Origin of the sequence: Micromonospora sp. NPDC049366 (assembly GCF_044466625.1) — a bacterium.
In the GTDB taxonomy this organism is placed as follows: domain Bacteria; phylum Actinomycetota; class Actinomycetes; order Mycobacteriales; family Micromonosporaceae; genus Micromonospora.
The window spans coordinates 77993-91180 of record NZ_JBITMV010000008.1 but is presented as its reverse complement, the minus strand read 5'-3'; the positions used below and the strand labels follow the sequence as shown (position 1 = coordinate 91180).

General features: G+C 71.5%; 10 protein-coding genes. 4 read left to right on the top strand and 6 right to left on the bottom strand.

Annotation, left to right across the window (positions count from 1 at the left end):
* The first annotated feature begins 229 nt into the window (after positions 1-229).
* The 4 genes from ACIBTV_RS13650 to wecB are packed head-to-tail and all read left to right on the top strand — an operon-like array spanning position 230 to position 4789.
* On the top strand, positions 230-1330 hold the full coding sequence (locus ACIBTV_RS13650; RefSeq protein ID WP_396704594.1) for an SDR family NAD(P)-dependent oxidoreductase: 1101 nt from the start codon (positions 230-232) through the stop codon (positions 1328-1330).
* A complete protein-coding gene (locus ACIBTV_RS13645) occupies positions 1324-2439 on the top strand; it encodes an NAD-dependent epimerase/dehydratase family protein (protein WP_396704592.1) in 1116 nt (371 codons plus the stop codon). Before ACIBTV_RS13650 ends, ACIBTV_RS13645 begins: the two co-directional genes overlap by 7 nt.
* The gene (locus ACIBTV_RS13640) at positions 2436-3668 is read left to right on the top strand and encodes a glycosyltransferase family 4 protein (protein WP_396704590.1); all 1233 of its coding nucleotides are present in this window, start codon (positions 2436-2438) and stop codon (positions 3666-3668) included. Before ACIBTV_RS13645 ends, ACIBTV_RS13640 begins: the two co-directional genes overlap by 4 nt.
* Positions 3665-4789 (top strand): non-hydrolyzing UDP-N-acetylglucosamine 2-epimerase, encoded by a 1125-nt coding sequence (gene wecB / locus ACIBTV_RS13635; RefSeq protein WP_396704588.1) that lies wholly within the window; start codon positions 3665-3667, stop codon positions 4787-4789. The genes ACIBTV_RS13640 and wecB overlap by 4 nt, the downstream gene beginning before the upstream one ends.
* 180 nt (positions 4790-4969) lie before the next feature.
* Here the strand turns inward: wecB and ACIBTV_RS13630 are convergent, their stop codons facing one another.
* The 6 genes from ACIBTV_RS13630 to ACIBTV_RS13605 form a co-directional block, all read right to left on the bottom strand.
* Positions 4970-6844 carry a polysaccharide biosynthesis protein gene (locus tag ACIBTV_RS13630; protein WP_396704586.1) on the bottom strand — a complete coding sequence of 625 codons (1875 nt, stop codon included), beginning with the start codon at positions 6842-6844 and terminating at the stop codon, positions 4970-4972.
* A gap of 147 nt (positions 6845-6991) precedes the next feature.
* Positions 6992-7636 (bottom strand): NeuD/PglB/VioB family sugar acetyltransferase, encoded by a 645-nt coding sequence (locus ACIBTV_RS13625; RefSeq protein WP_396704584.1) that lies wholly within the window; start codon positions 7634-7636, stop codon positions 6992-6994.
* Positions 7633-8781: a DegT/DnrJ/EryC1/StrS family aminotransferase gene (locus tag ACIBTV_RS13620; protein WP_396704582.1), complete on the bottom strand. Its 1149-nt coding sequence runs from the start codon at positions 8779-8781 to the stop codon at positions 7633-7635. Before ACIBTV_RS13620 ends, ACIBTV_RS13625 begins: the two co-directional genes overlap by 4 nt.
* Before the next feature lie 20 nt (positions 8782-8801).
* On the bottom strand, positions 8802-9602 hold the full coding sequence (locus tag ACIBTV_RS13615) for a sugar transferase (RefSeq protein ID WP_396704581.1): 801 nt from the start codon (positions 9600-9602) through the stop codon (positions 8802-8804).
* A 195-nt stretch (positions 9603-9797) separates the two neighbouring features.
* Entirely contained in the window at positions 9798-10229 is a 432-nt protein-coding gene (locus ACIBTV_RS13610; RefSeq protein WP_396704579.1) for a hypothetical protein, read from the bottom strand.
* Positions 10230-10712: 483 nt separating this feature from the next.
* The gene (locus ACIBTV_RS13605) at positions 10713-13187 is read right to left on the bottom strand and encodes a Tex family protein (protein ID WP_396704577.1); all 2475 of its coding nucleotides are present in this window, start codon (positions 13185-13187) and stop codon (positions 10713-10715) included.
* Position 13188 lies beyond the last annotated feature (1 nt).

Below are 13188 nucleotides of genomic sequence, written 5' to 3'. Positions count from 1 at the left end.
GACCATCCAGGTGCTATGAGTTGACTCCGAGTCGGAGGTCGGTCCTCGGTAGACCGGTCAACATCCGATCGAGTCGACTCCCGCGGTGATCCCTGTGCGCGAGGCTGCAATGAGCTGGCCGTCCGACCGGGCGTCGATCTTCGCGGCATCGGCTGGTGCCCAAGACGTTGTTATAAGCGGATTATCCGTTTCTATCCCGGACGATGGCTCGTTGCCGAATTGGTGGCTGGTGCCTGCGTTTCCACACGTGCGTGTGCTGGCGCCTCCCACTGCGACGAACGGAGCTTCAGTGAATTCATTGACAGCCGGACGCCGGGTGCTGATTACCGGAGGCACCGGTTCCTTCGGGCAGACCATGGTGCGTAGGTTGCTCGACCGAGGCGCCACCGAGGTGCGGGTGTTCAGCCGGGACGAGGCCAAGCAGGACGCCATGCGTCGGTCGCTCGGCGATGGGCGGGTCCGCTACTACGTCGGCGACGTGCGCGACTACGACTCCGTGCTGCGGGCCAGCAGGGGAATCGACTTCATCTTCCACGCGGCCGCGCTCAAACAGGTGCCGTCGTGCGAGTTCTTCCCGCTCGAGGCGGTGCGAACCAACATCGTGGGAAGCGGCAACGTCGTCGAGGCCGCCGAGCGTAACGGGGTGGGCTCGGTGGTGGTGCTCAGCACCGACAAGGCCGTCCACCCGGTCAACGCGATGGGCATGAGCAAAGCTCTCATGGAGAAGGTCGCCCAGGCTCACGCCCGCAACAACCCGAACAGCGCCACCACCGTCTCCTGCGTCCGCTACGGCAACGTCATGTATTCGCGTGGCTCGGTGATCCCGCTCTTCGTCGAGCAGATCAAGGCCGGCCGAGCGCTGACGGTGACCGACCCGGGGATGACCCGGTTCCTGATGTCGTTGGCCGACTCGGTGGAACTGGTCGAGCACGCCTTCGCACACGCACGGCCCGGCGACATCTTCATCCGCAAGGCTGCCGCCTGCACCGTCTCTGACCTCGCCGAGGCGGTGTGCCAGCTCTTCGACGTGCCGTTCAAACTCGACATCATCGGCGTACGGCACGGCGAGAAGCTGGACGAGACACTCGCCAGCCGGGAGGAGCTGACCCGCGCCGAGGACTTCGGTGAGTTCCTGCGGGTGCCGCTGGACGCTCGTGACCTCAACTACTCCCTGTACGTCTCCGAGGGCGAGCTCGGTAAGGGGCCGGTTGAGGACTTCAACTCCGCGAACGCGCCGAGGCTGGGCGTACCCGAGATCGTCGAGCTGTTGAAGACGCTGCCCGAGGTGCGCGCGGAGCTGGCCCTGCGGGACCCGGTGCTCGCGTGCTGAGGCTCGCCGTCACCGGCGCCGGCGGATTCCTCGGCTGGCACGTCCGGGTACTGCTGCGCGCGATGGGCTGGCCGGAGCCGATCCTGCTCAGCCGTGCGGACCTCACCGACCCCGGCGTCGTCGCCGCGAAACTGGCCGGAGTCGACCGGGTGCTGCACCTGGCAGGCGTGAACCGGGGGGAGCCGGCCGACGTCGCCGCCGGCAACGTCCAGCTCGCCGTCCAGCTCGCCGACGGCTTCAAGCACTGTGCGACCCCGCCCGCCGGGATCGTGTACGCGAACTCCGTGCAGGCGGGCAACGGCACTCCGTACGGCGATGCCAAGGCCGAGGCCGCACGCCTGCTGGCCGACATCGACGTCGACCTGGACGACGTGCTGCTGCCGAACCTCTACGGCGAGCACGGTCGGCCGTACTACAACTCAGCGGTGGCGACCTTCTGCCGAGTGCTCGCCGAGGGCGGGCAGCCGGAGGTGCACGCCGACCGCGAGCTGAACCTCGTGCACGTCACCGACGCGGCCGCCCGGCTCGTCGGAGCGCCGGTCGACGGCTCCTGGGACCCGGCGATGCCGGCGCTGCGGATCGGCGTTCGCGCACTGGCCGACCGACTCACCGAGGTGGCCACGACGTACCGGACGGGGGAGATCCCGCCCCTGGTGGACCGGCACGACGTGCGACTGTTCAACACCTACCGCTCACACTGCTTCCCGGCGCACTACCCGATCCCGCTGCCGCGTCGGGCCGACGCGCGAGGCGAGTTGGTCGAGACGGTCAAGGCACACGGCGGGGCGGGGCAGACGTTCTGCTCCACGACCCGGCCCGGTATCACCCGCGGTGAGCACTTCCACCTCGCAAAGGTGGAGCGGTTCGTGGTGCTGCGCGGCTCGGCCGAGATCAGCCTCCGTCGCGTCGGCGACGCGGAGGTGCTGCGGTTCCCGGTCACCGGCGACGAGCCGGTGCTGGTGGACATGCCGACGATGTGGGTGCACAAGCTGGTCAACACCGGTCCCGACGAGTTGGTCACCATGTTCTGGACCAACGAACTGTTCGATCCGGACCGGCCGGACACCTGGCCCGAACCGGTGGAGGCGGCCGTGGCGGTCGGAGCGTGAAGATCGGCCTGATCAGCCAGTGGTATCCGCCGGAGGGCGTGTTCATCCCGGGCAACCTGGCCGAGCAACTCGCCGATCGCGGGCACGAGGTACGCGTTCTGACCACGTTCCCCAGCTACCCGTACGGTCGGATCTTCCCCGGTTGGCGGCAACGTTGGCGGCACCGGGAGAACGACGGAGCGGTCGCCGTCCAGAGGGTGCCCGCCTACCCCAGCCACGACACGTCAGCCGCCCGGCGGGCCCTGAGCCACCTCTCCTTCGGCGCCAGTAGCGCGGCGGCGGTGGGGTGGCTCGCCGGCGTCGACGTCACGTACGTCTACCACCCGCCGCCCACGTCGATCGCCGCCGCGGCCGTGCTGCGCCTCGCCCGACGGACGCCGGTCGTGCTGCACATCCAGGACCTGTGGCCCGAGTCGGTGCTCGGATCCGGGATGGCGCCGACCGGCCGGGCCGGGAGGACCCTGGAACGCGCGCTCGGCGGATTCATGCGCCAGACCTACCGGCTGGCCGACGCGGTCGTCGTGATCTCTCAGGCGATGGCCGAGCAGGTCGTGGCGCGAGGCGCCGACCCGGACCGGGTGCGCGTGATCTGGAACTGGACCGACGACGCTCTCTTCCGGCCCGTGCCCGTCACGGAGGAGGCCCGCGCGATACTGGGCCACCGCGGGCGCACCACCATCATGTTCGCCGGCAACATCGGCCTGTTGCAGGGCATCGAGACGGCAATCCGGGCGGCCGCTGCCGTTGACCGGATCGACCTGGTGCTGGTCGGGTCGGGGGCTGGCGAGGACGCCGCCCGCCGGCTCGCGGCGGACCTCGGGGCCGACAACGTCCGGTTCGTCGGCCGGCGTCCGGCCGACCAGATGGCCGAGCTGTACGCCGCCGCGGACTGGCAGTTGGTCTGTCTGCGCGACGTGCCTGCGCTGCGGGCCGCTGTCCCGTCGAAACTGCAGGCGGCATTGGCCTGCGGTGTGCCGGTGATCGCCTCGGCCGCCGGCGACACCGCCGCGTTGGTGCGGTCGGCCGGGGTTGGTCTCGCCTGCCCGCCTGAGGACTGGCGGGCACTGGCCGAACGGTTCGTGGCGGCGGCTGATCTGCCGGACGCCGCCCGGCGGGAGTTGGGCGATCAGGCCCGCCAGGTCTACCAGGAGCGAATGTCGCTGCGTGTGGGCGTCGACCAGTTCGAGGACGTCCTGACCAAGGTGGCAGCAGAGAGAGGACGGGCATGACGAGAGTCATGACGGTGGTCGGCACCCGACCGGAGATCATCCGGTTGTCCCGGGTGTTGGACCGGCTGGACGACACGGTCGACCACGTGCTGGTGCATACCGGCCAGAACTGGGATCCCACCCTGTCCGACGTGTTCTTCACCGAGCTCAGGCTGCGTCAGCCGGACCGGTTCCTGGAGGTCGACACCACCTCGCTCGGACGGGTCCTCGGCGGCGTGCTCGTCGGCATGGAGCAGGCGATCACCGACCTGCGGCCCGACGCGTTGCTGGTGCTCGGCGACACGAACAGCTGCATCGCCGCGCTGATGGCCCGGCGGATGCGGGTGCCGGTTTACCACATGGAGGCCGGCAACCGCTGCTTCGACCTGAACGTGCCGGAGGAGACCAACCGTCGGCTGGTCGACCACGTCGCCGACTTCAACCTCGTCTACACCGAGCACGCCCGGCGTAACCTGCTGGCCGAGGGCCTGCACCCGCGCCGGATCCTGCACACCGGCTCGCCGATGCGCGAGGTGTTGGAGCACTACCGCGCCGAGATCGACGCGTCGCCGATCCTGCGGCAACTCGAGCTCGACCCGCGGCGGTACTTCATGGTCAGCGCCCACCGCGAGGAGAACGTGGACCGGCCGGACCGGCTGCAGCGGTTGCTCGACTGCCTGCGAGCGGTCCGCGACCGCTGGGGTTACCCGGTGTTGGTGTCCACCCATCCGCGCACCCGCAAGCGGCTGGAGGCGCTGGCGCCGGACCCCGCGGCGTTGGAAGGGATCGCCTTTCACGAGCCGTTCGGTCTGATCGACTACGTACACCTCCAGACGAGGGCGTACTGCACGCTCTCGGACAGCGGGACGATCAGCGAGGAGGCCGCGATCCTCGGCTTCCCCGCGGTCACGCTGCGCGAGTCGATCGAGCGGCCCGAGGCGCTGGACGCCGGCGGCATCATCATGACCGGTCTTGAGCCGGCCGGTGTCGTGGAAGCGGTCCAGGTCACCGTTGACCAGGTCGCCGCGCACGGGGTGCCATGCCCGGCCGACTACCAGGTGCCGGACACCTCCCGGCGGGTGGTGGACTTCATCCTCTCCACCGTTCGCCGGCACCACGACTGGGCGGGCATCCGCCGCTGATTTCAACCTCACGAGGGGCCGGCGATCGCGTCACGCGTTCGCCGGCCCCAATGTCTGTCGCCGGTTTTCCCGGCGCTCATCGCGCATCGACGGGCCCGCTCTCGACACGTCGGGGGCGGAACCGCGACGCGGTGCCACCCCCGATCCGACTCCTCCGCGCTTGAAGCGGAGCCGGCAGATTCAGTGCGACGACAACGGCACACCCAGCGGGTCGTCCACCACCGGGAGGACTGGCTGGGCGCAGAGGAGCGCGAGTTGCTCGACCACCTTCGCAGGTTCGGCGTACGGGTCGAGCCCGCTCACCTCCATCGGGTCCAGCGCGGGAACGGCCACGTGCGACACCAGCGGGTGGAACGGCCGGGTGTCGACCTCTCCGGTCCCGAGCAGGTCCTCGTGCAGCTTCTCGCCGGGGCGCAGCCCGGTGTAGACGATCGGCACCGAGCTTGAGGCGTGCTCGGCCATCTGCTTGGCCAGGTCGGCGATGCGCACCGGCTCACCCATGTCGAGCACCAGTGCCTCACCGTCCCGCCCGATCTCGGCGGCCTGGAGCACCAGGTGCACGGCCTCCTGAACGGTCATCAGATAGCGGGTGACCTCCGGGTGCGTGACGGTCAGCGGCTTGCCGGCCTCGATCTGCCGCTGGAACGCCGTGACGACGGAGCCGCGGCTGCTCAACACGTTGCCGAATCGCACGCTGAGGAAGGTCCCCGGGAACCGGGACGCGGCGTGGGCGGTCAACCGCTCGGTGATCCGCTTCGAGTAGCCGAGCACGCTGATCGGGTCGGCCGCCTTGTCGGTGGAGATGTTCACGAACTTGGCCACGTCCTGGCAGGCGTCCAGCACCGACAGCGTGCCCCAGACGTTCGTCATGACGGCCTCGCCGGGGTGGCGCTGCAACAGCGTCAGGTGCTTGAGCGCCGCGGCGTGGAAGATGATCTCCGGCCGCCGTTCCCGGATGATCCGCCGGATGCCCTCGTCGTCGCGCAGGTCGGCGAGGATCAGCTCCGGGCCGTCCAGCATGGCCCGTCCCGCGAGCGACATCTGGAGACTGTGCAGCGCGGACTCGTCGCGGTCCAGCATCATCAGCTCGCCCGGGTCGGCCTTCATCACCTGGCGGCACAGCTCCGAGCCGATCGAGCCGCCGGCCCCGGTCACCAGGATTCGTCGCCCGGTCAGGCTGTTGCCGCGCAGCGGCAGGTCGCTGACCACCTGCCGGCGGCCGAGGAGGTCGCTGATCTGCACGTCGCGTACGTCCGTGACGGTGATCCGGTGGTCCACCAGGTCTCGTACCGGTGGCAGCACCTTGAACGCCGCGCCGATCTGGAGTGTGGCCTCGCGGATCTCCCGGATGAGCGCGGCCTCGGCGTTCGCCACGGAGAAGATGACGGTGGTTGCGCCGGTACGCCGCACCGCGGCGGCGACGTCCCGTCGACCGCCGAGCACCCGCACCCCGCGGATGCGCAGGTCGTGCTTGTCCGGGTCGTCGTCGAGCGCACCGACCGGCAGGTAGCGGCCGCGCGGGTCGCTGAGCATCGCCCGGAGCAGTCCCTGCCCGGCATCGCCCATGCCGAACAGCAGCACCGGCGTCGACGACCGCACGTCCGGCCGCATGGCGAGGTCGCGCCGGTGCCGGTACGCGAACCGGGCGCCGAGCATGAACAGCAGGGCGAGGGCGCCGCCGACCAGCGGGGTGCTCGCGGGCACCGGCCGGTCGTGCGAGGGCAGGAGACCGAGCAGCACGATGGCTGCGGTGGCGATTGCCGTCCCGGCGACGCCCTGGACCTCCTGGAGGCTGCCCAGGGGGTGTCGTCCGGAGTAGAGCCGGCGCAGCGCCGCCACGGCCACGTGCACGACCGCGGCGACGGCGCCGATCGCCGCCGCCCGGCCGAGCTGACCCGGGGGTGGTTGAAACTCGTACCGGGTCCAGGCGGCCGCGACGAAGCCACCGACCCATGCGGTGGTGTCCGTGGTGAGGAACCCGACGGCGCGGCGACGTGCCCGGGCCCGACGGGTCCGGCGATCTGTCTGCACGCTGCTCTCTGTTTCCTGCGGCATGTGGGTGGCTCCCTGTTCGTCTGCCGACCGCTTCCGCCCGTAGGGCAGGAGAAGCTTTATAACCTTTGTCCTTGTTACAGGCTATGGCTGCATGTTTGGGTGAATTCGGCTGGCATGAGTCGAATATCCCAATCTGCCGTGACGATGTCAGCGGGCCGGCACGCCCTTCACGACGGCCTGCTCCGGCACGTCGCGCACGACGCAGGCGCCGGCACCGACCGTGCTGTCCCGCCCGACCCGCAGGCCCTGCAGCACCGCGGCCGTGGTCCCGATCAGGACGCCCTCGCCCAAGTGGCAGTCACCGGACACGGCGGCGAGCGGGTTGACCCCGACGAAGTCGGCGAGGGTGCTGTCGTGGCCGACCGTCGCGTTCTGGTTGAGGTGTACGTGCCGGCCGATCGTGACGTTCGTGGTGACCCGCGCTCCGGCGAAGGCCACGAATCCCGGCCCGTAGCGGGTGTCCGACCCGATCGTGGCGTCGGGGTGCACGAGGCTCGCGGCCGGCGTCCGGTACCCGTCGAGTCGGCGGGCCACCGCCCGGCGCACCCGAGGGTCACCGATGCCGATGACGTGCTGAACCTCCGGCGGTGCGTCGCGCAGCCAGGCGATGTCACCGAGGAACGGCACGTCGAGCTGCTGCAACCGCTTGAGGTTCACCTCGGTCGGCCGGTCGTCGACGACCCCGAGCAGCCGCCACGTCGGCAGCAGGGCGGCGTCGTTCATCGCCCGCGCGATGGTCAGCACCTCCCGCCCGTGCCCGCCGCAGCCGATCACCACGAGTCCGGTCGTCACGCCGTCGATCCTCCGGTCCGTACGGTGAGGAACTCGTCGATCGCGGCGAGCACCCGGCCGATCTGAGGCTCGGTCAGGGCGCTCCCGCTGGGCAGGGTGAGTCCGTCGGCGAAGAGCCGTTCCGCCGCGCCGGTGAGCGCGCTCTCGGCGCCGTCGTGCACGGGTTGCAGGTGCATCGGTTTCCAGACCGGGCGAGTCTCGATGTTCCGTTCCCTCAGGTGCGCGGCCAGGTCCGCGGCCCGCCAGCCGCTGCGCCGCTGCTCGACCGTGACGACCGTCAGCCAGCAGTTCGACTCGGCGTCCTCCGCCCCGAGCAGCCGGACCCCCGGGACCGGGGCGAACAGCTTGGCGTAGCGGTCGCGGAGCTGGCGGCGTCGGGCGATCATCCCGTCCAACCGGACGAGCTGGGCCCGGCCGAGGGCGGCGAGGAGGTTGCTGAGTCGGTAGTTGTAGCCGGTCTCCCGGTGCTCGTAGTGCGGCGTGGGCTCCCGTGCCTGGGTGGAGAGGTGTCGTGCCCGGGCGAGCAGCGCCGGATCGTCGGAGACGAGCATCCCGCCACCGGAGGTGGTCATGATCTTGTTGCCGTTGAAGGAGAGCGCCGCGACCGCGCCGAAGGAGCCGGCGGGGCGACCCCGGTGGGTCGCCCCCAGGGCCTCCGCCGCGTCCTCCACCAGCGGGATTCCGGCGTCGGCGCAGAGCGGGACCAGCGCGTCGTAGTCGGCGCAGCTGCCGAACATGTCCACCGGGACGACGGCGCCGATCCGCTCGCCACGGGCGCGCAGTCGTCCGATCAGGTCGGCGACCAGGCCGACGTCGACGTTTCCGGTCTGCGGATCGCAGTCGACGAAGACCGCGCGTGCACCGATGTACCGCACCGCGTTCGCCGTGGCGACGAACGTCAGGGTGGGTACGAGGACCACGTCACCGGGCTGTACGCCGACGCCGAGCAGCGCGAGGTGCAGGGCCGCCGTACCTGAGCTGACGGCAACGGCGCCGCCGGTGCCGATGCGTTCGGCGATGTCGCGTTCGAACGCCTGAAGGTCCGGGCCCGCCGGCGCGACCCAGCCGGAGCGCAGGGCGGCGATCAGGTACGACTCCTCGAGCGGTCCGACGTCGGGCGGCGAGAGCAGGATCGGCTCGGTCATCGGGTCAGTTCCTCGGCTCGTCATACCGTTGTCCGGTCGCGCTGCGGCGGCGCCGGGCGATGGGGCGTGCCGAGGAACTCCGGGGCGGTCGCGGCTCCCGCGGCCGTGATTCCCTCGCGGCGCAGCACCGTGCGCACGGTCGCGACGAGGATCGAGAGATCGAGCCGAAGGCAGCGCGTGTCGACGTACTCCACGTCGTAGTCGAGCTTCTCCTCCCAGCTCAGACTGTTGCGGCCGCGGACCTGGGCCAGCCCGGTGACGCCCGGCCGCACCTCGTGACGGCGGGCCTGCCACGGCGAGTAGCGCTCGAGGTACTCCGGCAGCAGCGGCCGCGGCCCGACCAGGCTCATGTCGCCGCGCAGGACGTTCCACAGCGTCGGCAGTTCGTCCAGGCTGGTGGCCCGCAACCAGCGTCCCAGCGGAGTGAGCCGGTCGCCGTCGCCAACCAGGCCGCGGCTCGGGTCCGGCGGGCGCATGGTCCGGAACTTCACCACCTCGAACGGCACGCCGTGCAGGCCGCTTCGGCACTGACGGAACAGCACCGGGCGACCGAGCCCCACGGCGACCAGCACCGCCACCGCCGCGACTATCGGGGCGAGGAGCACCAGCAGGATTCCGGCCAGCGTCGCGTCGATGATCCGCTTGCCCCGATCGGAGCGGGCCGGCGGAACGGGTCGATCGGAGGCGTTCACAAGACCACCAGGTACCGGCACCGCTTCGACCTCCGGGGAATGCGACAAACAGGGCAAATTAGTTCTTATCAGGAACAGACGTCGCACCAGCGCCGAATGGTGACACTCGGGCTGCTTCGCCCCGATCAACCAGCAAACTCCTCAGCTGGACACGGCTTCGCCGCCGCCTCGTGTGCGGTCGGATGATCTGCGGACCGAGCGGTAGAGCCGCGAAGGCCGGACGGCCGAGGTCACTGCCCGCCGGTCGGGCGATGGACAGCGCGCGTCCCGAGCGTCGTGGCTCGGGCGGCGTCAGGTCGGCGGCACGGTGGGGTTGGGTTGGCCCTAGACGTCGTTGCCGGCGTCGAGTCGCCGGGTGAGCAGGACCCGCAGCGGGATCGACTCCCCGTCCCGGCCGCCTTCGCCCACGATCAGCGGTGCCGCGCTCGGCTCGAGCTCCGCACCGAGCAAGCGGGCACGTAGACCGCCGGAGGCGGTCAGCAGGTACCACCGGCCATCGACGTCGACGGCTCGGCTTCGGGCCTGGTCCACGTACCATCCGCTGAGCCGCGTCCGGTACCGACCTCGCCCGTCGTAGGACCGTGCGGTCAGCCGGGTCGGGCGCAGCCCTCGGCGGTCGGCCTCGGCCACGAACCAGGCCACGATCTCGGCGGCCTGCGCGTGCTCGGCCGCTCGTCGCCGGGCGTCGGCCTCCGCGTGGGCGAGCACCGCCCGCCGCTGCCGTTCGCGCCAGTCCAGGCCGTCGTCCGCACGCACGCCCCGACGGTACGCCCCGCCGCCCGCCGCCCGCCGCCCGCCGCCCGCCGGGTCGCCTGGCTGCCTGGCTGTTGGCTGCTTGGCCGCCAGGGCAGAGTGCTCGGCGCTGATGACGCTCCCGGTGCCGCCGGGCGGTGCGGCCGAGCCACGACGTTGAGCTGTGGAGACGCACGTGGTGGTACTGCGGCCACCTCCGCGATCCCGCGAGGCCCCGCGATCCGGCGGCCGCGGGGAAGGCGGCTCTGCCTGTCGCGGCGAAGATCATGAAGTTGCTGCGGTGCGCGTCGTCAGTAGTCGGCTCCCTGTCGAGCTGCCCCATATCTGGGGCAGCTCGACAGGGAGCGCACCTCTATCCGCCTGGTCCGGCCAGGCCCGCGGGCCCAGCTCAGGCCCGCGGGCCAGGCCAGCCAGGCCAGCCCAGCCAGGCCAGCCCAGCCCAGGCCGCCGGCCCAGCCAGCCCAGCTCGGCCCAAGCCGGCTTCGGTCAGGCCAGACCGGCGCGACGCAGGGCGTCCGCCATGGCGCTGTTGGCCGGCGCCGCCGCCGCGCCACGGCCCTGCCGGGATCCGCCCCGATCACCGCCGCCCTGGCCGCCACGACCGCTGCCGCCCTGGCCGCCGCCGCCCTGACCGCCACGACCGCTGCCGCGCGGACCGCCGCCCTGACCCCCACCGCTCTGGCCACGACCGGCCTGACCGGCGGCGTCGCCGCGCCCGCCGGTGTCGCCTCGGCCGCCGCGAGCCGGGCCACCGCGACCGGTGGTCTCGGCGCCGGGCTCGTCCTCCAGCCGCAGGGTCAGCGAGATGCGCTTGCGGGGCACGTCGACGTCGAGCACCTTGACCTTCACCACGTCGCCCGACTTGACGACCTCCCGCGGGTCCTTGACGAAGGTCCGGGACATCGCCGACACGTGCACCAGGCCGTCCTGGTGGACGCCCACGTCGACGAACGCGCCGAAGGCGGCGACGTTGGTGACCACGCCCTCCAGCACCATGCCCGGCGTCAGGTCGGAGATCTTCTCGACGCCCTCGACGAAGGTGGCGGTGCGGAACTCGGGTCGCGGGTCGCGGCCCGGCTTCTCCAGTTCGGCGAGGATGTCGGTGACCGTCGGCAGCCCGAACGTCTCGTCCACGAAGTCGGTGGCCTTCAGCCCGCGCAGGATCGTCGACTTGCCGATGAGCGACCGCAGGTCCTGCCCGGTGGTGGCCAGGATCCGGCGGACCACGGGGTACGCCTCGGGGTGCACGCTGGACGAGTCCAGCGGGTCGTCGCCGTCGGGGATGCGCAGGAAGCCGGCGCACTGTTCGAACGCCTTCGGGCCGAGCCGAGCGACCTTCTTCAGCTCCGCCCGGGAGCGGAACGGCCCGTTGGCGTCCCGGTGCAGCACGATGTTCTCGGCCAGCCCGGCACCGATGCCGGAGACCCGGGTGAGCAGGGGAGCGGACGCGGTGTTCACGTCGACCCCGACGCCGTTGACGCAGTCCTCGACCACCGCGTCCAGCGACCGCGAGAGCTTCACCTCCGACAGGTCGTGCTGGTACTGGCCGACCCCGATCGACCGCGGGTCGATCTTGACGAGCTCGGCGAGCGGGTCCTGCAGGCGTCGGGCGATGGAGACCGCGCCGCGCAGCGAGACGTCCAGGCCGGGCAGCTCCTGGGCGGCGTACGCGGAGGCCGAGTAGACCGACGCGCCGGCCTCGGAGACCACGACCTTGGTGAGGTTGAGCTGCGGGAACCGCTTGATCAGGTCACCGGCGAGCTTGTCCGTCTCCCGGGAGGCGGTGCCGTTGCCGATCGCCACCAGCTCCACGGCGTGCGCCCCGGCGAGTCGCGCGAGGGTCTCGATGGAGGCGTCCCACTGCCGGCGTGGCTCGTGCGGGTAGATGGTGTCGGTGGCGACGACCTTGCCGGTGGCGTCCACCACGGCCACCTTCACCCCGGTACGCAGACCCGGGTCGAGGCCCATGGTGGGTCGGGCGCCGGCGGGTGCGGCGAGCAGCAGGTCGCGCAGGTTCGTGGCGAAGACGCGTACCGCCTCCTCCTCGGCGGCCTGCCAGAGCCGCATCCGCAGGTCCGCGCCGAGGTGGATGAGGATGCGGGTGCGCCACGCCCAGCGGACCGTGTCGGTCAGCCACCGGTCGCCCGGCCGCCCCTGGTCGCTGATGCCGAACCGCCCGGCGATCGCCGCCTCGTAGCGGCTCGGACCGGTCGGGACGGCGTCGGCCTCGCCGGCCTCGTCCGGCTCCATGGTCAGGTCGAGCACGCCCTCCTTCTCGCCCCGGAACATCGCGAGGATGCGGTGCGAGGGCAGCTTCGTGTACGGCTCGGCGAAGTCGAAGTAGTCGGCGAACTTGGCGCCGGCCGACTCCTGCCCGTCGCGTACCCGCGACACCAGCCGGCCGCGCGACCACATCTGCTCGCGCAGCGTGCCGATCAGGTCGGCGTCCTCGCCGAAGCGTTCGATGAGGATCGCCCGGGCGCCGTCGAGCGCGGCCGCGGCGTCGGCGACGCCCTTCTCCGCGTCCACGTAGCCCGCGGCGACCGTACGCGGGTCCTGCCCCGGGTCGGCGAGCAGCGTGTCGGCGAGCGGCTCCAGCCCGGCCTCCCGGGCGATCTGCGCGCGGGTGCGCCGCTTCGGCTTGTACGGCAGGTAGATGTCCTCCAGCCGCGACTTCGAGTCGGCCGCCATGATCTGGGCTTCGAGGGCCTCGTCCAGCTTGCCCTGGCTCCGGATCGACTCCAGCACCGCGGCCCGGCGCTCGTCCAGCTCGCGCAGGTAGCGCAGCCGCTCCTCCAGGGTGCGCAGCTGGGTGTCGTCGAGCAGGCCGGTGGCCTCCTTGCGGTAGCGGGCGATGAACGGCACGGTGGCGCCGCCGTCGAGCAGCTCTACGGCAGCCCGCACCTGCCGCTCGGCCACGCCGAGCTCCTCGGCGATGCGCTGATGAACAGAGAGGGTCACG

Coding starts and splice junctions, on each gene's coding strand:
- ACIBTV_RS13630 (WP_396704586.1), bottom strand. CDS start 6,844: ATGCCGCAGGAAACAGAGAGCAGCGTGCAGACAGATCGCCGGACCCGT.
- ACIBTV_RS13620 (WP_396704582.1), bottom strand. CDS start 8,781: ATGACCGAGCCGATCCTGCTCTCGCCGCCCGACGTCGGACCGCTCGAG.
- wecB (WP_396704588.1), top strand. CDS start 3,665: ATGACGAGAGTCATGACGGTGGTCGGCACCCGACCGGAGATCATCCGG.